The sequence below is a fragment of the Xanthobacter autotrophicus genome (genome assembly GCF_029991245.1).
GTDB classification, from domain to species: domain Bacteria; phylum Pseudomonadota; class Alphaproteobacteria; order Rhizobiales; family Xanthobacteraceae; genus Xanthobacter; species Xanthobacter autotrophicus_C.
In genome coordinates, this window is the sequence record NZ_JAIVFO010000003.1 from 20852 (window position 1) to 42661 (window position 21810).

Consider the following 21810-nt stretch of genomic DNA (forward strand, 5'->3'; position numbering starts at 1 on the left):
GGCCATGCTGATGGTTCGTCTGCCGCGCCGCCCGGGGCGCTGCCTCCGCTGGCCGCCCGTCAGCCGAAGCGGCCGTGGCAGTGCTTGTACTTCTTGCCGGAGCCGCAGGGGCAGGCCTCGTTGCGGCCCACCTTGCCCCAGCTCTCGGGATCGTTGGGATCGCGCTCGGCCACGGCGAGGTCGCCGGACAGGAGCGGTTCCGGCCGGCTGCCCAGCGCCGCGCCGGAGAACGCCATCTCGTCTTCCCCGGTGAAGGGGTCGGTATGATGGGCCTCCATCAGCGGCAGCTCTTCCGGCATGGGCTGCTGGGTCACGATCTCCACCCGCATGAGCTGGGCGGTGACCACCTCCCGCAGCCGGTTCAGCAGCGCGGAGAACAGGTTGAAGGCTTCCGACTTGTATTCGTTGAGCGGATCGCGCTGGGCGTAGCCGCGCAGGCCCACCACCTGCCGCAGGTGGTCGAGCATGCCGATATGCTCGCGCCAGAGATGGTCGAGGGTCTGGAGGAGAATGGACTTCTCCACATAGCGCATGATGTCCGGCCCGTACTGGGCGGTCTTGGCCGCCATCAGCTCGTCGGCACGGCGGATGATGCGCTCGGTGACCTCGGGGCCGGCGATGCCCTCTTCCGTGGCCCAGTCCTTCACCGGAAGGTCGAGGGCGAGCGTCTCCTTCAGCGCGGTGTCGAGGCCGTCCACGTCCCACTGCTCGGGATAGGCGTTCTCGGGGATGAACTTGGCCACGGTCTCGGTGATGAGGGCATGGCGCATATCCTCCACCGTCTCGGCCACGTCCTCGTCGTTCATCAGCTCCACGCGCTGCTCGAACACCACCTTGCGCTGGTCGTTCAGCACGTCGTCGTATTTGAGGACGTTCTTGCGCATGTCGTAGTTGCGCGCCTCGACCTTCTGCTGCGCCTTCTCCAGGGCCTTGTTGATCCACGGATGGATGATGGCCTCGCCTTCCTTGAGGCCGAGGCGCTGCAGCATGCCGTCGAGCCGGTCGGACCCGAAGATGCGCATCAGGTCGTCTTCCAGCGACAGGAAGAACTTGGAATGGCCGGGGTCGCCCTGGCGGCCGGAGCGGCCGCGCAGCTGGTTGTCGATGCGCCGGCTCTCGTGGCGCTCGGTGCCGAGCACGTAGAGGCCGCCGGCCTCCAGCGCCTTCTGCTTCAGCTCTTCCACCTCGGCGCGGATCTTGGCTTCCGCCGCGGCGCGCTCGGCGCCTTCGGGCAGGTCCTTCAGCTCGATCTCGATGCGCATGTCCGCCGAGCCGCCGAGCTTGATGTCGGTGCCGCGGCCGGCCATGTTGGTGGCGATGGTGATCGCTCCCGGCACGCCCGCCTGGGAGACGATGTAGGCCTCCTGCTCGTGGTAGCGCGCGTTCAGCACCGCGAAGCTCTTGCCGGAGCGGTCGTTGATGAGAAGTTCGCGGCCGCTGAAGGCGGTCGGGTCGGAAAAGTCCTTCTGCCGGAAGCCGGCCTGCTTCAGCAGCTCGGCCAGAAGCTCGGACTTCTCGATGGAGGTGGTGCCCACCAGCGCCGGCTGGCTGCGCTCCGCGCACTCCTTGATCAGCTCGATGATGGCCGCGTACTTCTCGCCGGCGGTGCGATAGACCTCGTCATCGTCGTCGATGCGGGAGATGTGCACGTTGGTGGGGATCTCCACCACCTCGAGCTTGTAGATGTCGGCGAATTCCGCCGCCTCGGTGTTGGCGGTGCCGGTCATGCCGGACAGCTTCTCGTAGAGGCGGAAATAATTCTGGAAGGTGATGGAGGCCAGCGTCTGGTTCTCGGGCTGGACCTGGACGTGCTCCTTGGCCTCCAGCGCCTGGTGCAGGCCTTCCGAATAGCGCCGGCCCGGCATCATGCGGCCGGTGAACTCGTCGATGATCACCACTTCGTCGTTGCGGACGATGTAGTCCTTGTCGCGCTGGAACAGGGTGTGCGCGCGCAGGGCCTGGTTCACGTGGTGGACCACCGAGACATTCTCGATGTCATAGAGGGAGTCCGACTTCAGCACCCCCGCCGCGCTGAGCATCTGCTCCATCTTTTCCATGCCGGCTTCGGTCATGGAGACGGAGCGCTGCTTCTCGTCCACCTCGTAGTCTTCCTTGGCGAGGCGCGGAATATAGGCGTCGATGGTGTTGTAGAAGTCGGAGCGGTCGTCGAGCGGGCCGGAGATGATGAGGGGCGTGCGCGCCTCGTCGATGAGGATGGAATCCACCTCGTCCACGATGGCGTAGAAATGCGAGCGCTGGACCATCTGGCCGCGCTCGTACTTCATGTTGTCGCGCAGATAGTCGAAGCCCAGCTCGTTGTTGGTGGCATAGGTGACGTCGCTGGCATAGGCCACGCGCCGCTCGTCGTCGTCGAGCCCGTGCACGATGATGCCGGTGGACAGGCCGAGGAAGCGGTAGAGCCGCCCCATCCATTCGGCGTCGCGCTTGGCGAGGTAGTCATTCACCGTCACCACATGCACGCCCTTGCCGGCCAGGGCGTTGAGATAGACCGGGAGGGTGGCAACCAGCGTCTTGCCTTCGCCGGTCTTCATCTCGGCGATGCCGCCTTCATGCAGCACCATGCCGCCGATGAGCTGCACATCGAACGGGCGCATGCCCAGGGCGCGCTTGGCGCCTTCGCGCACGGTGGCGAAGGCGGGCACCAGCAGGTCGTCGAGGGTCTTGCCCTCGGCCAGCTGGCGGCGGAAATCGATGGTGCGGGCCCGGAGTTGATCGTCCGAGAGGGCTTCCAGCTCCTGTTCCAGCGCATTGATGGCCTGAACGCGGGGACGGTATCCCTTCACCCGGCGATCGTTCGCGGAGCCGAAGAGCTTGCGGGCAAGTCCACCTAACATGGGTTGTGTCTCTGTTCCGATCCGTCAGGTCACAAGGAGGGCGGAGACGAGCCGCCGGACCCTCCGGAAAATGATGCGCCGTTGGACACCTTCAATGCGGCGTCAGCAAGTCCGAAGGGACGGGGCCGGGCGCAGCGGCAATGCGCGCAGCCCAGATCCCGCTCCTCAAGTCCCGCTTCCGTTTATCGGGCAGCGTGCCACGCGGACACTTATGAACGGGTCAGGGCAATGTCAATGCGAGCGGCGGCCGCCGCGGCCGTTGCCGTTAGGTCTTCAGGCCGCGGGCGCGGTTCAGCCCATTCCCCTCATGGACACGTCATGACCCGGTGCTTAGTATCCGGCGCAACTGCGATATGGGGGAATGCGGTATGGTGGGGGGGATCGGGGTGTCCGGCGGGCTGCGCCACGGCATGGTGGCGCTTGGCGCGGCTTTTCTGCTCTCGGCCTGCGAGGAAAAGAATACCTACGTACCGCCTCCCCCCGCTGCCGTTACCGTTGCCCCCGTTCTGGAGAAGCCGGTCACCCGCTTCCTCGAGCTGACCGGCAATACCGCCGCCATCAATTCGGTGGACTTGGAGGCGCGCGTCCAGGGCTTCCTCACTGAGATCAACTACAAGGACGGCGCCCTCGCCAAGAAGGGCACCGTTCTGTTCGTGATCGAGCAGGACCAGTACAAGGCCCAGGTGGACCAGGCCAAGGCCCAGCTCGCCGCCAACCAGGCCGCGCAGGTGCAGGCCGAGGCCGAATTCAACCGGCAGGCGCAGCTCGCCAAGCAGGACTTCGCCTCCCAGGCCACCCTCGACCAGGCCCGCGCCAAGCGCGATTCGGCGGTGGCCGAGGTGGCGAACGCCCAGGCCTCCCTGGTGCTGGCCCAGATCAATCTCGGCTATACCCAGATCACCGCGCCGTTCGACGGCGCCGTCACCGCCCACCTTCAGGACGTGGGCGCGCTGGTCGGCTATGGCGGCCCCACCAAGCTTGCCACCGTGGTCCAGCTCAACCCAATCTGGGTCTGGTTCACCCTGAGCGAGCAGGAAGTGCTGCGCATCAAGGAGCACCTCGCCAGGCAGGGCCGCTCGCTGGTTTCCCTCACCCGCGACGTGCCGGACCTCGACATCGAGATCGGCCTCCAGACCGAGACCGGCTATCCCCATCAGGGCAAGATCGACTATGTGGCGCCGCAGGTGGACCCCAACCTCGGCACGCTGACCGTGCGCGGCTTGTTCCAGAACGACGATTTCGCGCTGCTGCCGGGCCTGTTCGCGCGGGTGCGGGTGCCGCTGGGTGCGGCGCAGACCACCGTGCTGGTGCCCGATGCAGCGCTCAACGCCAACCAGCTCGGGCCCTATGTCCTGACTGTGAGCGCCGACAATGTGGTCTCCCAGACCCAGGTGACCCTCGGCCAGCTCCAGGCCGACGGGCTGCGCGCCATCCAGACCGGCCTGAAGGCCGGCGACCGCATCATCATCAGCGGCATCCAGCGCGCGGTGCCGGGCTCCAAGGTGAAGGTGGAGGAGGGCACGATCGTCGGCATCGCGCCGCCCGCCATCGACCTGGGCAACAAGCCGCTGGCCAAGCCTGCCGGCGTCGCGCCCGCCGATGCCCCCGCCAAGGCTGCGCCCACGGTGCCGCCGTCCGCGGCACCTTCGACACCGAAGAACTGACCCGCTCTCGAAGAAAGAGGCTGCGCCCATGGTATCGCGCTTTTTCATCGAGCGGCCGGTCCTCTCGAACGTGCTCGCACTGGTCTTCGTGCTGATCGGGCTGGTCTCGCTGTCGCGGCTGCCGGTGTCGCAGTATCCCAACATCGTGCCGCCCACGGTCTCCGTCTCGACCTCCTATCCGGGCGCCTCCGCCAAGACCATGATCGACACCGTCGCCCTGCCCATCGAGCAGCAGGTGAACGGCGTCGAGGGCATGCTGTACATGCAGTCGTGGTCGGCCTCCGACGGCACCTACACGCTGGTCGTCACCTTCGAGATCGGCGCCGATCCCAACATGGCGCAGGTGCTGGTGCAGAACCGCGTCAACATCGCCCTCGCCTCGCTGCCCACGGCGGTGCAGGCGCAGGGCGTCACCATCCTGCAGAAGGGCACCTCGATCCTCGAGTTCGTGACCCTGATCTCGCCGGACGGGCGCTATGACGGGCTGTTCCTGAACAATTACGCCATCATCAACATCCAGAACGAGCTGGAGCGTGTCGAGGGCGTCGCCAACGTGGGCATCTTCGGTGCCGGCACCTATGCCCTGCGCATCTGGATGGACCCGGACCGCATGCAGGCCTTCGGCCTCACTCCCCAGGACATCTCCAACGCCATCCAGAAGCAGAGCCAGATCGTCACCCCCGGCCAGCTCGGCATTCCGCCGGCGCCGGACAATGCCGCGTTCCAGTATACGGTGAACATCGCCGGCCGCCTCGACGACGCCAAGGACTATGAGAACATCATCGTCAAGGTGGACAATTCGGACGGCGGCCGCATCGTCCGCATCCGCGATATCGGCCGGGTGGAGCTGGGCGCGCAGAGCTATTCCAAGGACTTCACCCAGGACAACAAGCCCGCCGCCGGCATCGGCATCTTCCAGCTGCCCGCCGCCAACGCCCTCGACGTGGCGGCGCGCGTCTCCAAGAAAATGGAGGAGCTGAAGAAGGACTTCCCAGAAGGCCTCGAATACAGCATCCCCTTCAACACCACCCTGTTCGTGTCCGCCTCCATCGACGAGGTCTGGAAGACCCTGTTCGAGGCGGCGCTCCTGGTGCTGGTGGTGATCCTGCTGTTCCTGCAGGACTGGCGGGCCACCCTGGTGCCGGCCACCACCGTGCCGGTGACCATCATCGGCGCGTTCGCGGCCATGGACGCCATGGGCTTCACCATCAACCTGTCCACGCTGTTCGCCATCATCCTGGCCATCGGCATCGTGGTGGACGACGCCATCGTCATCGTGGAGGGCGTGGCCCGCCACATCGAGGAGGGCATGGCGGGCCAGCCGGCCGCCGAAAAGGCCATGGACGAGCTGTTCGGCCCGGTGGTGGGCATCACGCTGGTGCTCATGAGCGTGTTCCTGCCGGCCTCGTTCATTCCCGGCCTCACCGGGCAGATGTTCAAGCAGTTCGCGCTGGTCATCGCCGCCACGGCCTTCATCTCGGCCATCAATGCGGCGACGCTGAAGCCTACCCAGTGCGCCCTGTGGCTGCGCCAGCCGGTGCCGCCGGAAAAACGCAACGTCATCTTTCGCGGCTTCAACAAGATCTACGCCAGGGCGGAGCATGGCTATGCGGGCCTCATCTCCCGCATGGTGCATCACTCCAAGCTCATGGTGATCATCGCCCTGGGGCTCATGGGTGTCGCCGCCTACGGCCTCACCCGCGTGCCCACCTCCTTCCTGCCCATCGAGGACCAGGGCTATTTCCTCGCCCACGTGCAGCTGCCGGACGCCTCGAACCTCAACCGCACCAAGAAGGTGATGGCGGATGTCAGCGATCGCATCCGCAAGGTGCCGGGGGTCGAGACGGTGCTCGCCATCTCCGGCATCTCGGTGCTGGACAATTCATCCACGCTGGCCAATGCGGGCGTGACCTACATCACCCTGAAGCCGTGGTCGGAGCGCTATGCCACCACCGGCCAGGACCTGCTCTCGCTCTACATCAACCTGAACAAGGCGGTGGCGGACGTGGTGCAGGCGGAGGTGCTGATCCTGCTGCCGCCGGCCATCCAGGGCATCGGCAACGCCGCCGGCTTCACCATGCAGCCCCAGCTGCGCAACGGCAATTTCGACTACCGGCTGCTGGAGCAGATCACCACCTCCATGGTGGACAAGGCTTCGGCCCAGTCCGCCCTCCAGCACGTCTCCTCGTCGTTCCGCGCCGGGGCGCCGCAGGTGGAGGTGGAGGTCAACCGGGTCAAGGCGGAGACGCTGGGAGTCACGGTGGGGCAGGTGTTCGACACCATCTCGTCCTATCTCGGCTCCACCTACGTCAACCAGATCAACAAGTTCGGCAACGTCTTCCAGGTCTATGTGCAGGCCGAATCGGGTTATCGCATCACCCCGACCGACCTCACCAACCTGAAGGTGCGCACACCCAAGGGACAGATGATCCCGCTGGGCACCCTCGCCACCGTGAAGATGGTGCAGGGCCCGCCGCTGATCTCCCTCTACAACCTGTATCCCAGCTCCACCGTGGTGGGCGGCACCGCCGAGGGCTTCTCCTCGGGCCAGGCGCTCTCGCTCATGGAACAGATCGCCACCGCGACGCTGCCGCCGGGCACGGGCTTCGAGTGGACCGCCATGTCCTACCAGGAGAAGGCGGTCGGCAATCAGATCTACTACGTGTTCGGCCTCGCCATCCTGCTGGTCTATTTCGTGCTGGCCGGCCAGTATGAGAGCTGGATCCAGCCCATGGCGGTGATCCTGGCGGTGCCGCTGGCGCTGCTCGGCACGGTGGGCGCGCTGGTGGGCCTCGGCATCTCCAACAACCTCTACACCCAGATCGGCCTGGTGCTGCTGATCGCCCTTGCCTCGAAGAACGCCATCCTGATCGTGGAATATGCGCGCGAGAAACGGGCGGAGGGGATGGACATCATGGATGCGGCGGTGGAGGCCTCGCGGCTCCGGTTCCGCCCCATCCTCATGACTTCGTTCGCCTTCATCCTGGGCGTGCTGCCGCTGGTGTTCGCCACCGGTGCCGGTGCCAATTCCCGCAAGTCCATCGGCATCGCCGTGGTCTCGGGCATGCTGGCCTCCACCTGCCTCGCGGTGCTGTTCGTGCCGTCGTTCTATACGGTGCTGCAGCGGTTCGAGGAGAAGATGAAGGGCCGGAAGAAGCCCGCGGGCCATGCGCCGCCCGAGCCGCCGGAAACCCCCGCAGCTGATGCGGGGGTGCCACCCGCGCCCGCATCTGCCTGATCGGGGCGCGACGGTCCTGCCGAAACCCGTGACATCTGCCCATTGTGCGGGCAGATGTCGCCGCAAAGTCGCGCTTTCTCCCTATAACGGCCTTGTCTAACCTTGGCCGGAAACCGCCCACCCCACCCCTTGGGCTGCCCGTAAGGCCACAGCCCGCAGGACCAGGTGCCATATATGTCGATCCTCGCGAGCCTGCATCACGTTACGAGCTACAAGTACGAGCGCCCGGTCACCATGGGGCCGCAGACCATCCGGCTGCGTCCGGCGCCGCACAGCCGTACCGAGATCCCAGCCTATTCGCTCAAGATTTCACCTGCCGAACATTTCATCAACTGGCAGCAGGACCCGTTCGGCAACTGGCTCGCGCGCATCGTGTTCCCGGAGAAGGTGGAGGAGTTCAAGGTCGAGGTGGACCTCCTCGCCAAGCTCGACGTGCTCAATCCGTTCGACTTTTTCGTCGAGGACTATGCCGAGAATTTTCCCTTCACCTACACCCCCGAGCTGAAGGCGGAGCTGGCGCCCTATCTTGAGCTGGAGAACGAGGGCGCCCCCTTCGACGCCTTCGTCGCCGGCGTCTCGCTCGAGCCGCGCCGCATCGTGGATTTCCTCGTGGAGATCAACCAGCTCCTCCAGAAGGAGATCGGCTACGTCATCCGCATGGAGCCGGGCGTCCAGACCCCGGACGAGACCCTCACCAAGAAACTCGGCTCCTGCCGCGACACCGGCTGGCTGCTGGTGCAGGTGCTGCGCCATCTCGGCCTCGCCGCGCGATTCGTCTCCGGCTACCTGATCCAGCTGAAGCCCGACGTGGCGGCCCTCGACGGCCCCTCCGGCACCGACGTGGACTTCACCGACCTGCACGCCTGGTGCGAGGTCTATGTGCCGGGCGCGGGCTGGATCGGCCTCGACCCCACCTCGGGCCTGCTCTGCGGCGAGGGCCACATCCCGCTCGCCGCGACCCCGCACTACCGCTCCGCCGCCCCCATCACCGGCTATCTGATGGAGAAGACGGAGACCGAGTTCGGCTTCGACATGAGCGTCGCCCGCGTGGCCGAGGCGCCGCGCGTGACGCTGCCGTTCTCGGACGAGACCTGGGCCGCCCTCGACGAGCTGGGCCAGAAGGTGGACGAAGACCTCAAGGCCGGCGACGTGCGCCTGACCATGGGCGGCGAGCCCACCTTCGTCTCCATCGACGATTATGAATCGCCGGAGTGGAACACCGAGGCCCTGGGCCCGCAGAAGCGGGTGCGCGCCGACGACCTCATCCGCCGCCTGCGCAGGCGTTTCTCCACCGGAGGCGTGCTGCATTACGGCCAGGGCAAGTGGTATCCGGGGGAGACGCTGCCGCGCTGGTCGTTCGACCTGTTCTGGCGCAAGGACGGCCAGCCCATCTGGACCCGCGAGGACCTGATCGCGGACGAGAAGGTGGATTACGGCGCCACCGCCGCCGATGCCGAGCGGTTCTGCAAGGCCGTGGCCGAGAAGCTTGCCGTGGGCGAGCAGTTCGTGCACCCGGCGTTCGAGGACAACATCTATTTCATGTGGAAGGAGCAGTGCCTTCCCGAGAACATCGCCCCCGGCGACGAGCGCATGGCCGACGAGGTGCAGCGCCGCATGCTGGCGCGCACCTTCAACCAGGGGCTCGCCAACGCCACCGGCTCGGTGCTGCCGCTGGCGCGGGTGCGGACGCCGCAGGGGTCGGTCTGGCGCTCGGAAGCCTGGACCTTCCGCCGCGAATTCCTGTTCCTGATCCCCGGCGAGAGCCCGATCGGATACCGGCTGCCGCTGGAATCCATGCTGTATCTGGCGCCCACGCGCTATCCCTACATCGTGCCCACCGACCCGTTCGAGCCGCGCAACCCGCTGCCCGACGCCGAGGCCTTCACCGGCCGCTACCGTGGCGAGCCGGCGGGCGATGTTGTCGGTGAGCCGGCGAGCGATGCCCGCGAACGCTATCGCATCGCGCCCCGCACCGAGGCCTACGGCACCGGCGAGCGCGCGCAGGAGCTGGTGCGCCAGTATCTCGCCAAGAATTCCACCCAGGTGTTCACCGAGGACACCCGCACCGCGCTCTGCGTGGAGCCGCGGGGCGGGCGCCTGTGCGTCTTCCTGCCGCCGGTGGAGGTTCTGGAAGACTATCTGGATCTCATCGCCGCCATCGAGCAGGTGGCCATCGAGCTGAACACGCCGATTCATTTCGAAGGGTATCCGCCGCCGTTCGACTACCGCCTCCACCTGATCCGCCTGTCGCCGGATCCGGGCGTGCTGGAAGTCAACGTCCATCCGTCGGATACTTGGGAAGGCTGCGTCGAGATCACCCGCATCCTCTATGAGGAGGCTCGCCAGGCGCGTCTCGGCACCGAAAAGTTCATGGTGGACGGCCGCCACACCGGCACCGGCGGCGGCAACCATGTGGTGGTGGGCGGCGCCACGCCCGCCGACAGCCCGTTCCTTCGCCGTCCGGACCTGCTGAAGAGCCTGCTGCTGTTCTGGCAGCGCCATCCTTCCTTGTCCTACATGTTCTCGGGCCTCTTCATCGGCCCCACCTCGCAGCATCCGCGGGTGGACGAGGCGCGGCACGACAGCCTCTACGAACTGGAGATCGCGCTCTCCAAGATCCCGCTGCCGGGTGCCGAGGTTCCGCCGGCCCCCTGGCTGGTGGACCGCCTGCTGCGCAACATCCTGGTGGATGTCACCGGCAACACCCACCGTACCGAAATCTCCATCGACAAGCTCTATTCGCCGGACGGCCCCACCGGCCGCCTGGGCCTCGTGGAGTTCCGCTGCTTCGAGATGCCGCCGGACTGGCGCATGAGCCTGGCCCAGCAACTGCTGCTGCGTGCCCTCGTTGCCCGGCTGTGGCACAAGCCGGTCACCGGCAAGTGCGCGCGCTGGGGCACCATCCTCAACGACCGCTTCATGCTGCCCCATTATGTGTGGGCCGATTTCGTGGACGTGCTGGAGGACCTCTCGGACGCCGGCTACAGCTTCGATCCGGAGTGGTTCCGCGCCCAGTTCGAGTTCCGCTTCCCGGCCTATGGCAAGGTGCAGCGGGGCGGCGTGGACGTGGAGATCCGCCAGGCGCTCGAATGCTGGCACGTGCTGGGTGAAGAGGGCGTCGTCGGCGGCACCGCGCGCTATGTGGACTCCTCGGTGGAGCGCCTGCAGGTGAAGGTGGAGGGCTTCAACCCCGCCCGCCACATCGTCACCTGCAACGGGCGGCGGCTGCCGCTGGCGCCGACCGGCCGCAACGGCACCTTCGTCGCGGGCGTGCGCTACAAGGCGTGGCAGCCCTGGTCGGGCCTGCATCCCACCATCCCGGTCCAGGCGCCGCTCACCTTCGACGTGGTGGACACCTGGAGCGAGCGTTCGCGCGGCGGATGCCGCTATAACGTGTCGCACCCCGGTGGACGCAGCTACGAGACCTTCCCGGTCAATTCCTATGAAGCCGAGGCGCGCCGCCTCGCCCGCTTCCAGGATTACGGCCACACGCCCGGCACCACGCCGGTGCCGGAGGAGAACGCGCCGGACGAGTTCCCCACCACCCTCGACCTGCGCCGCCCCATCGGCGCCTAGGCTCCCACCGGCCGCAGCTGCGCCCCATCGCCATCCCCGCAAAGGGAGGCGATGGGGTTCGGTGCCGCGGGTTTGCCCGTGCGGTCCGGTGTCGGCCGGACCAGGCGGGAGACACGATGGGATGACCCACCTGGCGGGTTGAAAATTGAATAAAAACAAGAGGCTGGTGCATCGATCGCTCGGATCGCTCCCGTCTGGGCGGGCGCGCATTGGCCTGCAACCCGGCCTCTTTCGGCACACCGAAGGCCGGTCAAACCCGGGGCCGGCCGAGGTGTCCCGCGCAGGAGACGTTCTCGACCTCCTCCAAAGAAGAGTGCATCCGGCGTCGGGGCGGTCATAATGGGGTGTTCGGGAACGCCGGGCACCGTGAGCAGGCTGCCATCGGATTGCGGTGCAATTTGATCGGTAAAATGTTCTCTTCTCATAGGTTTAGAGGCGGATTGAGATTTTGGACGGAATCGCTGCGGACATTCCGCCCAAAACGCATCCGGCCGTGGAAGGGGTGATCGTGTCGGGGGCCGAGCAGCGGAGCGAGGTGTTCGAACGGGCGGCGGCGGAAAGCCTCATCGGAGGCTACCGGACCCTGCCCGGCATCCGCGACGAGATGATGGACCAGGACGGCCAGCCGCGCCGCCACTGGATGCCCTTCCTCGCTGCCCTCGCGGAACTCGGCTCCGAAGAGCTGCGCCGGCGCTTTTCCGCCGCCGACCGCTACCTGCGCGATTCGGGCGTCTTCTACCGCGTCTATGACGATACCGGCGGCGGCGAGCGGCCCTGGTCGCTCAGCCACATGCCGCTGCTCATCGAGGACGCGGACTGGCAGGTGCTCTCCGCCGGCCTCATCGAGCGCGCCGAACTGCTGGAAGTGGTGCTCCAGGACCTTTACGGCGCCGGCCATCTCGTCGCCGACGGCGACCTGCCCGCCGCCGCCGTGGCCGGCAGCCCCGAATTCCTGCGGCCGCTGGTGGGCATCAAGCCCGAGGGCGGGCGTTTCCTGCGGGTCTATGCCGCCGATGTGGGGCGCGGTCCGGATGGCCGCTGGTGGGTGCTGGCGGATCGCACCCAGGCGCCATCGGGCGCCGGCTATGCGCTGGAGAACCGCCTCGCCTCCACCCGTGCCCTGCCGGATGTGTCGCGCAACCTCAACATGCAGCGGGTTGCCTCCTTCTTCCAGGCGCTGCGCACCTCGCTGATGAAGCTCGACCGGACCGGGGAGGGGCGCATCGGCCTGCTCAGCCCGGGTCCGCTCAACGAGACCTATTTCGAGCACGCGCTGCTGGCGCGCTATCTCGGCTTCCTGCTGGTGGAAGGCGAGGACCTGACCGTGCGCGGCGACACGCTCCATGTGCGCACGGTGGCGGGGCTGCGGCGCATCGACGTGCTGCTGCGCCGGCTCGATGCCGATTTCGCCGATCCGCTGGAGCTGAATTCCGGCTCGCGCCTCGGCGTGCCGGGCCTGGTGCAGGCGGTGCGCATGGGCGGGGTGTCGCTGGCCAATGCGCTTGGCACCGGCATCATCGAGGCGCCGGCCCTGCTCGCCTTCCTGCCGCGCATCGCCACCCGCGTGTTCGGCCGGCCCCTGAAGCTGCCGCATGTGGCCACCTGGTGGTGCGGCCAGCCCGCGGAACGGGCGCAGGTGATGGAGCATCTCGACGAGCTGGTCATCTCCTCGGCCTTCGGCCGCGCCCTGCCGGGCCTGCCGGACGGCGGCTCGGTGCTGGGCGCCGACCTGACCGCCATCGACCGGCGGCGGCTGTCCACCCTGCTGGCGCGGCGCGGCGGCGACGTGGTGGGCCAGGACATCGCGCGCCTGTCCACCACCCCGGTGTGGACCGGCGAGAAGCTGACGCCCCGCCCCTTCATGCTGCGCGTCTTCCTTGCCGCCACCGAGAAGGGCTGGACGGTGATGCCCGGCGGCTTCTGCCGCATCTCCTCCGCTCCCGATGCCCGCGCCGTCTCCATGCAGAAGGGCGACCGCTCGGCGGACGTGTGGGTGCTGGCCGAGGCCGAGGTGGCGGACACCACGCTTTTGCCAAGCTCCGCCAACGTGAAGGTGCGCCGCTCCTCCGGCACGCTGCCGAGCCGGGCGGCGGACAACCTGTTCTGGCTCGGGCGCTATGTGGAGCGCGCCGAGGCGACCCTGCGGCTGTCGCGGGTGCTGGTGGGGCGGCTCGCGGAGAGCGGGGACAGCGGCACCAGCCCCCTGGTCACGCGCCTGCTCGGCCTTCTGGGCGCCTGGGGCGCCATGCCGCGCGATCTCGCCCGCGCCACGCCGGCGCGCTATGCGGTGGCGGTGCTCACCCGCCGCGACGTGCCCGGCGCCCTGCCGCAACTGGTGCAGGCGGCCCGGGCCTCGGCATCGGTGATCCGCGACCGCTTCTCACCCGACGCCTGGCGCGCCCTGGTGGACCTTGAGGCCTGCGTGGATGCGCCCATTCCCAGCGCGCCGTCCGAGGCGGATGCGGCGGAGCGGGCGGATGCCGCCCTGCGCATCATCGCCGCCTTCTACGGCCTCGCCTCCGAGAACATGAACCGGCTGACCGGCTGGCGGTTTCTGGAGCTGGGCCGGCGCACCGAGCGGGCCATCGGCACCCTGCGCTTCGCCCGCACCTTCGGCGAGATGGGCGCGCCGCTCGGCTCCCTCGATGCCTTGCTCCAGGTGGCGGACAGCCTCATCACCTACCGCACCCGCTACGTGATGATGGAGGCGCGGGGGCCGGTGCTCGACCTGGTGCTGCTTGATCCGGACAATCCGCGCTCGGTGGCGTTCCAGGTGCACCGCATGGCCAACCACCTGAAGGTGCTGCCGGGCCGCGACCAGGATGCGCCGCCGCCGCTGTGGGAGCGCCTGGTCGCCCGCATGCAGGCGGAGCTGGCCGCGAGCACGGCGGAGAGCTTCGAGCCGGCCTGGTTCGACGCCATGGAAAAGATGCTGATGGAGCTTTCCGACGAGATCGCCGCCCATTATTTCCTCCAGGGTCATTCCCCGGAGATGACCCACTCGCTTTCCATGTGAGCGGTCCATCCGAGCGCTTCATCTGAGGGCTTCTTGCAAGCGCGCAGCCCACGCGGCGATTGAGCAAAGGGGATCCCGGATGTGTTGCGTCCGAGGGGTCCGCGAGGAAGGGACAGATGCTCTACGACATCCGCCAGACCACCACCTACAGCTATCAGGTGCCCGTCCGGGTGGTGCGGCAGGTGCTGCGCATGACGCCGGTGGATCGCATCGGCCACCAGCACGTCATCGCCCATATCCTCGACATCGATCCCGATCCGGCGGAGCTGGAGCACGGCATCGACTTCTTCGGCAACGGCCTCACCTGGCTCACCCTGGACCAGCCCCACGACCATCTCTCGCTCACCACCCGCAGCCGCGTGGACGTGACCTCCACCGCCCTGCCGGACCCGGCCGAGACGCTGCTGGTGGACGATGTGCGCGCCGCGGCGCTGGAGGAGGCGGACCTGGGTCCGGATGCTGCGGCCCACGGCCTGTTTCCGAGCCGCGCCGTGCCGCTCGACGCCGATATCACGGAGTGGACCGCCACCAGCTTCCGCGGCGACCGCCCGGTGCTGGAGGCGGGGCTGGAGCTGATGCACCGGGTCTACGAGGATTTCACCTACGAGCCCGGCGCGACCCATGTGGCCACCCCGCCCCACGAGGCGTTCGCCGCCAGGGCCGGGGTGTGCCAGGACTTCGCCCAGGTGATGATTGCCGGCCTGCGCGGCCTCGGCCTGCCGGCGCGCTATGTGTCGGGCTATCTGCGCACCATCCCGCCGGAAGGCCAGCCGCGCCTCGAGGGGGCGGACGCAACCCATGCCTGGGTGGAGATCTGGTGCGGGCCGGAGGCCGGCTGGATCGGCCTTGATCCCACCAATGACATTGCGGTGGGGGACGACCACATCATCCTCGCGGTCGGCCGCGACTATGCCGATGTGGCGCCGGTGGACGGGGTGATCGTCACCTCCGGCGACCATCGCCTGTCCGTGGGCGTGGACGTGGCCCCCGTGGTGCGGTGAGGTAGCCTATACCATCGGCTCGGTCTTCGACCGATGCCAAGTGGGTAACGCTCAAATGCCGCGCGGGCTTGACCCATGCTCATGAGACGAGCTCATGGGCACGGGTATCACGCCACGGCGCGGAAGATGTCCTTGTAGGTGTCGCGCAGCACGTTCTTCTGCACCTTGCCCATGGTGTTGCGCGGCAGCTCCGGCACGAAGAACACGCGCTTGGGCTGCTTGAACTTGGCGAGACGGTGCTCCAGCGCGGCGTGGATATCCGCCTCGGTCAGGCTGGCGCCCGCCACCTTCACCACCACGGCGGTGACCCCCTCGCCGAAATCGGGGTGGGGCACGCCGATCACCGCGCTTTCCGCCACGCCGGGAATGGCGTCGATCTCGCCTTCCACTTCCTTGGGATAGACGTTGAAACCGCCGGTGATGACGAGGTCCTTGCCCCGGCCGACGATGTGCACGTAGCCCTTCGCATCGATCTTGCCGAGATCGCCGGTGATGAAGAAGCCGTCGCGGAATTCCGCCGCCGTCTTCTCCGGCATGCGCCAGTAGCCCTTGAAGACGTTGGGGCCCTTCACCTCGATCATGCCGATGTCGTCGGTGGGCAGCACCCGCCCGGTCTCCGGATCGGTCACGCGCAGCGAAACGTCGGGCAGGGGGAAGCCCACGGTGCCGGCGATGCGCTCGCCGTCATAGGGGTTGGAGGTGTTCATGCCGGTCTCGGTCATGCCGTAGCGCTCGAGAATGGCGTGGCCGGTGCGCTCGAAGAAGGCGCGATGGGTCTCCGCCAAAAGCGGCGCCGAGCCGGAGACGAACAGGCGCATCTTCGCCGTCGCCTCTTTGGTGAGGCCCGGCTGGTCGAGGAGGCGGGTGTAGAAGGTGGGCACGCCCATCAGGCTCGTCACCGTGCCCGCCGCCATCAGTTCCAGCGCCTCGCGCGGATCGAACTTCGCCCGGAAGACCATGGCGGCGCCGGCCAGAAGCACGATGTTGGAGGCCACGAACAGCCCGTGGGTGTGGAAGATGGGCAGGGCGTGGAGCAGCACGTCGTCGCCCGTGAACCGCCATTCGTCCTTCAGCGTCAGGGCGTTGGACAAGAGGTTGTCGTGGCTCAGCATGGCGCCCTTGGCGCGGCCCGTGGTGCCGGAGGTGTAGAGGATGCCGCCGAGGTCTTCCGGCCCGCGCGGCACGTCGGCGAAATCCGCGGGCAGGTGCGCCGCCCCGTCCGTTAGCGACCCGGTGCCGTCGGCGCCCAGGGTCTCGATGGAGGGCACGCCGAGGCGGGTCGCCAGGGCGCGGGCGTCCGCCTCGATGTGAGGCGGGCAGACGAACACGGTGGGTTCCGCGTCCGAGAGGAAATATTCCACCTCGTTCAGCGTATAGGCGGTGTTGAGCGGCAGGTAGACGCCACCCGCCCGCACCGTGGCGAGATAGAGCGCGAGGGCCGGCCAGGATTTCTCCACCTGCACCGCCACCCGGTCGCCGGGCTTCACCCCTCGCGCCACCAGCAAATGGGCAAGGCGGGCGGAGAGGGCCAGCGCGTCGCCATAGGTCTCCACCCGCCCGTCGGCGAGGGTGGCGAGCGGGGTGGAGAGGGCAGGCATGGCGGCGCGGATGGCGCCGAAGAGATGGTTTTCGCTCATCGTGTCTCTCGTGCCATCGGCCCTGTCTTGCGAAGGGCCGATCCGTTTTTGGGTCGATCCGCCTCAGGTGGTGGGGACGAGGGCGCGGCTGGCGGCCTCGGCCTTCAGCAGCTTTTTCACGGGTCCGCTCGCCACCACCTCGCCCTTGCCGAGGAAGGCTTCGTGGTTCTTCTCGATGTCGGCCAGCACATAGCGGTAGTTCACCATGAGCCCGGCGGCCTGGGCGATGCCCTTGGGCGAGAGGTCGCCCATGGGGTTGATGCGTTCCAGCCGCGCCCCATTGCCCAGGTGGAAGCGTGCCACCGGGTCCACCGGCTTGCCCTTGGCGGTGCGGGCGACGAGGAAATAATACGCCGCCGCCGCTGAAAACACCGGCGCCAGCGCCTCGCGCGTTTCCACCTTTTCGGCCCAATCCGGCGTATCGAGCACGGCCAGCGCCTCGCGGTCGGCGGCGGTGAGGGCAGGGGAGTTCTCCGCCTTGCGCTCGGCATCCAGCCAGGCGCGGAAGCCGGGCACGGGCGAAAGCGTGACGAAGGTGGAGAGCGAGGGGATCTCGCGGGAAATCTCCTCCACCACCTGCTTGATCAGGAAATTGCCGAAGGAGACGCCGCCGAGCCCGCGCTGGCAGTTGGAGATGGAATAGAACACCGCGGTGGTGGCCTTTTCGGGCTCCAGATGCGCGCGCGACTGGTCCAGCACCGGGGCGATGGCGCCCGGAATGTCCTTGGTCAGCGCCACTTCCACGAAGATCAGCGGCTCGTCCACGAGGGCCGGGTGGAAGAAGGCGTAGCAGCGCCGGTCCGGCGTATCCACGCGGGCGCGCAGGTCGTTCCAGTCGCGGATGGCGTGCACCGCCTCATAGCGGATGATCTTTTCCAGCACGTTGGCGGGCGTCGACCAGTCGATGCGGCGCAGCACGAGAAACCCCCGGTTGAACCAGGATGAGAAGAGGTGCCCGAAATCCCGGTCCACGGCGGCCAGATCGCGGCGATGGACGAGGGCGTCCATGAGGTTTTCGCGCATGCGCACGAGGGAGAGGGTTGCGCCGGGGCCGAGGTTGAACCGGCGGAACAATTCCTGCCGCCGCGGCTCGCTGGCGAGGTGCAGCTCCGCCGCCGCCGCGTCCGAGCCGGTGCGGCCGTAACTCTCGATGGCCTTTTCAAGCCGTGTGCGGTCCGGCCCGAAGGCTTCGGCGAGCGCTTCGAAGAAGGCGATGCGCTCGCCGGTCTTCATGCGGGCGTAGCGGTCGAGAATGTCGGAGGCCAGCGCCACGCCGGAGGCCTCGCCGCGGCCGGAGAGCAACTGCTCGCACCGCTCCACCAGGGTCGCCGCCTTGGTGGCGCCGGACACCCGGCTCGACCGGTCGAGGAGCGAGCGCCCCCGTTCCGCGATGGAGGTGAGGAGATCGCCGAAGAAGGTCGTGTTGGAACTCATCGCATCGCCCCGCCGTGGTCTCAGAGCCCGCTGCCGAAGCGCCTATGGGAATGCGGGAAGCCGGCGATGGCAAGGCGCGCGTGCGCCGCACGCTCCATCTCTTTCGGCTGAGAGCGTCCGGGCGACACCAACGGCCGGTGAGGCGGCTCATCTGCCCTTGGGTCACGCCGGCGCGGCGCCTGAGCGATGCCCTCTCGGCAGCGCTCAAAGACAGGAGGCCGTTGGGATGAGGTGGCGCGCGGAAGACCCCGCGAGGCAGGAAAGGGCATGGCGACCTCTGCCGTAAACATGCATTGAATCAAAAGCAGATTGGATTGCCTGTCAAGAATCTTGTATGCAAGATATATATTATTGCATTCTATGCGCCGGCGCGGCATTTCCGGAGCGAATGGAGGCGGACGGTGCGCGGCGAGCAGACCCCGAGGCTCAGGGAGGCGCTGGAGGACGACATCGTCTCCGGCCGGCTGCGGCCGGGCCAGAAGCTCGACGAGGTGGGCCTGGCGGAGCGCTTCGGCGTGTCGAGAACGCCGATCCGTGAGGCTTTGATCCAGCTTTCCGCTTCGGGACTGATCGAGATCCGTCCGCGCCGCGGCGCCTTCGTGGCGCTGCTCGGCCCCCGCGAGCTGCTGGAATCCTTTGAACTGATGGCGGAACTGGAAGCCGCCTGCGCGCGCCTCGCCGCCCAGCGCATGGGGGCCGCGGATCGCGCCACCCTCGCGGGCGCCCTTGCCGCCTGTGGCGCGGCGGTCGCGTCGGGGGATTCCTGCGCCTATTATTCGGCCAATGCGGCGTTCCACGCCGCCATCTATGCCGCCACCGGCAATCGCGTGATCCATGGCGAGGCCCTGCGCCTGCAACGGGCGTTGCAGCCTTATCGTCGGCTGCAACTCCATGTGCCGCGCCGCATGGAGACCTCTTTGGCCGAGCACGAGGCCATCATGGCGGCGCTTTCTGCCGGCGACGGCATGGAGGCCGCGGAGCGGATGCGCGCCCATGTTCTGGTCCAGGGCGAGCGCTTCATGGCCCTGCTCGCGGCCTTGCAGGCGGAAGCCGAGGCTTTGGCCGCGCCCGGGTAGCCGGCGGATGTTTCCGGCCGGCTCCCTGTCCTTGTCGTCGGGCTTGTCCTTGTCCTCGCGCAGGTGTGCGGGCGCTGGCCGCGCTCGCATGTCTTCATGCCGAATCAGACGGCAAGGCCGCGGTTCAGGAGGTCCATTCGCCATGAGTGGGGATGCCGCGATCGCCCGTCCCGACACCTGTTGCCGCCCGCGCCGGCTTCCAGTATGAAGACCGAATTGGCGTCCCCGCCACGCACCTTAGCCCAGCTCGATCGCGCGCTGTCCTCCGAAGGCAGTGTCAAATCGGCTGGCGTGAAAAGTGTGAAGAGAAGCGTTTTTGAATTCAATGGCTTGCGAGGGATTGGCTGAAGGGCTTAACTTTCGCAGGGAATCCGCGTAAGCACTGCGCAGGCAGCAGGCACCCGTAGCTCAGCTGGATAGAGCGCCGCCCTCCGAAGGCACGTGTCAAGTCGGCTGATGTGAAAAGTGTGGAGAGAAGCGGTTTTAAATTCAATGACTTGCGAGATCGGGGCCGAAGGCTTCACTTTCGCAAGAAACCCGAGTAAGCACTGCGTAAGCAGCAGGCACCCGTAGCTCAGCTGGATAGAGCGCCGCCCTCCGAAGGCGGAGGCCACACGTTCGAATCGTGTCGGGTGCGCCATTACAACCCATAGTTGGTCTTGCTGCGGGGCGCTGGTCCTTGAGCGACGAGTCTGGGGTTCGGGCGTTCGAATCTTCCCCAGCGGACCATATAGCTAACTGAAATAACGAGGATTTTCAGGCGACTTTGCTGAGAGACGCCGGCTGTTTTGAGATCGCCGGCAATTTGTCCGGTTCGGTCAAGATCACGGTCGCGTCCTTGCAAGCAACCCGCTAGCCGGGCCGGTTGGAGCCAAGCCTCGCCTCAATCGCGCCTTTGCCCGGATCTCCATCAGCTCAATGGGAGATGAGCAAGGGGATCGGCGAATGCGCCAGGAGCGAACGCGTCACGCCGCCGAGCACGATCTCCCGGGCGCGTGCATGGCTGTAAGCGCCGAGCACGATCATGTCGTGCTCATTGGACGCAGCGTATTCCAAGATGACCTCGGGGATCGCCCGCCCGTGTGACTGCACGGGATCGACGGTCAGGCGGACACCGTGGCGCAGCAGGAACATTGCCACCTCCACTCCGGGCTCCTCTCCCGCGGGGATACTTGCCTGCGGGTCCACGATGAGCACCGTTACCGATGACGCGAGCGCCAGCAAAGGCAGGGCGTCGCCGATGGCCCGGCGCGATTCCCGGCTTGCATTCCAGCCGATGAGAATGCGCTGTGGTGGTTCAATGTTGCGCCAGTTCTCCGGCACGAGCAGGAAGGGGACGCCGGTCGCAAGCTGCACCACATCGGCTGGCGGCCCGTCGTCGAGCCAAGAATCTTTTGGAGGCGCAGCGACAACGAGATCCGCGTGCAGGGCGCCGAGGCGGCGTTCATCTTCTCCGCGGGGAGCGTGGACACGGAATTCGCAGGGCACACCTTGCCGGGCGGTGTGCTTTTCAAAGATGTCCCGCGCTTCGCGGATCAGGTCGTCCTTGCGGGCTTGTTGATGGTGCAGAAGGTTGGCGATCGCCGCTTGCCCGCGGACGTGGGAGGCAGCCAGCCCCCCGCCGATGTCCGGGGGAAGCAGGAAGATTCCGATGAGGTGCGCGCCGTGGCGCCGCGCGAGATTGGTCGCATAATCCACCCGCGTTTCGCGCGACGGACTGGTATCAATGAGAACAGCGATTGTCTTGATATCCATGGATCTTACCCTGTGATGCCCATTCGCCGCATCGTGCGGCTGCTCTACGCGGCCGCGCGCCTTGCTCGCCCGGCCATCCAGAAGGCCGCTTGAGCGATGATGCCGGAGCCGGCAAGCACGAGAGCGGCAGCCAGGGCCGGGTCGGATCCGACACCGGCCAAAGCCGTGCACAGGGCGCCGACGGCCATCTGCATGGCGCCGTAGAGCCCCGAGGCGGAGCCGGCGACGCGGGGATTGACGCTGAGGGCTTCGGCCAGCGCGGCGGGCGCCGCGGTGCCCACGCCCACGGAGAACGTGAAGACGGTGCCGATGGCCAGCGGCACAGTAAGCCGGTCGCACAGCACGACGGCGAGCAGGACAAAGGCGGCGGCAACGCTGACACCATTGGCGCCCACCAGCAGGCGGCCGACGGAAACACGGGCGATGAGCCGGCTCGCCAATACGCTGCCCACCCACACGCCGAGCACCAGGAGCGCGATATAACCCCCGACGCGGGCCATGGGCTGGTGCAGTTCGCCGATGAAGATGAGGGGGCCGCCGCGACGAAGCCATAGAGGG

At 67.3% G+C, this 21810-nt stretch carries 11 protein-coding genes and 1 tRNA gene; 7 read left to right on the top strand and 5 right to left on the bottom strand.

Annotation, left to right across the window (positions count from 1 at the left end):
• Positions 1 to 59: 59 nt before the first annotated feature.
• Positions 60 to 2855 carry a preprotein translocase subunit SecA gene (secA, locus tag K9U41_RS01365; protein WP_282639059.1) on the bottom strand — a complete coding sequence of 932 codons (2796 nt, stop codon included), beginning with the start codon at positions 2853 to 2855 and terminating at the stop codon, positions 60 to 62.
• A 368-nt stretch (positions 2856 to 3223) separates the two neighbouring features.
• Here secA and K9U41_RS01370 point away from each other — a divergent pair, with 368 nt between their 5' ends.
• The 5 genes from K9U41_RS01370 (at position 3224) to K9U41_RS01390 (ending at position 15350) form a co-directional block, all read left to right on the top strand.
• Entirely contained in the window at positions 3224 to 4519 is a 1296-nt protein-coding gene (locus tag K9U41_RS01370; protein ID WP_282639060.1) for an efflux RND transporter periplasmic adaptor subunit, read from the top strand.
• 28 nt (positions 4520 to 4547) lie between these two features.
• Entirely contained in the window at positions 4548 to 7757 is a 3210-nt protein-coding gene (locus K9U41_RS01375) for an efflux RND transporter permease subunit (protein WP_282639061.1), read from the top strand.
• Between the two features lie 174 nt (positions 7758 to 7931).
• The gene (locus K9U41_RS01380; protein ID WP_282639062.1) at positions 7932 to 11333 is read left to right on the top strand and encodes a DUF2126 domain-containing protein; all 3402 of its coding nucleotides are present in this window, start codon (positions 7932 to 7934) and stop codon (positions 11331 to 11333) included.
• A 448-nt stretch (positions 11334 to 11781) separates the two neighbouring features.
• Positions 11782 to 14349, top strand: coding sequence for a circularly permuted type 2 ATP-grasp protein (locus tag K9U41_RS01385; protein ID WP_282639063.1), 2568 nt, complete (start codon positions 11782 to 11784; stop codon positions 14347 to 14349).
• Positions 14350 to 14465: 116 nt separating this feature from the next.
• Entirely contained in the window at positions 14466 to 15350 is an 885-nt protein-coding gene (locus K9U41_RS01390; protein ID WP_282639064.1) for a transglutaminase family protein, read from the top strand.
• Positions 15351 to 15457: 107 nt separating this feature from the next.
• Here K9U41_RS01390 and K9U41_RS01395 read toward each other — a convergent pair whose 3' ends face one another.
• Both K9U41_RS01395 and K9U41_RS01400 read right to left on the bottom strand, forming a co-directional pair.
• The gene (locus tag K9U41_RS01395) at positions 15458 to 16987 is read right to left on the bottom strand and encodes a malonate--CoA ligase (protein WP_282639065.1); all 1530 of its coding nucleotides are present in this window, start codon (positions 16985 to 16987) and stop codon (positions 15458 to 15460) included.
• Positions 16988 to 17050: 63 nt separating this feature from the next.
• Positions 17051 to 18421: a malonyl-CoA decarboxylase gene (locus K9U41_RS01400; RefSeq protein ID WP_282639066.1), complete on the bottom strand. Its 1371-nt coding sequence runs from the start codon at positions 18419 to 18421 to the stop codon at positions 17051 to 17053.
• A gap of 401 nt (positions 18422 to 18822) precedes the next feature.
• Here K9U41_RS01400 and K9U41_RS01405 point away from each other — a divergent pair, with 401 nt between their 5' ends.
• Both K9U41_RS01405 and K9U41_RS01410 read left to right on the top strand, forming a co-directional pair.
• On the top strand, positions 18823 to 19497 hold the full coding sequence (locus K9U41_RS01405) for a GntR family transcriptional regulator (RefSeq protein WP_282639067.1): 675 nt from the start codon (positions 18823 to 18825) through the stop codon (positions 19495 to 19497).
• Between the two features lie 563 nt (positions 19498 to 20060).
• Positions 20061 to 20137, top strand: a tRNA-Arg gene (locus K9U41_RS01410).
• A gap of 275 nt (positions 20138 to 20412) precedes the next feature.
• Here K9U41_RS01410 and K9U41_RS01415 read toward each other — a convergent pair.
• Together K9U41_RS01415 and K9U41_RS01420 are read right to left on the bottom strand one after the other, a co-directional pair.
• Entirely contained in the window at positions 20413 to 21252 is an 840-nt protein-coding gene (locus K9U41_RS01415) for a universal stress protein (RefSeq protein ID WP_282639068.1), read from the bottom strand.
• Positions 21253 to 21296: 44 nt separating this feature from the next.
• Positions 21297 to 21752 (bottom strand): hypothetical protein, encoded by a 456-nt coding sequence (locus K9U41_RS01420; RefSeq protein WP_282639098.1) that lies wholly within the window; start codon positions 21750 to 21752, stop codon positions 21297 to 21299.
• Positions 21753 to 21810 lie beyond the last annotated feature (58 nt).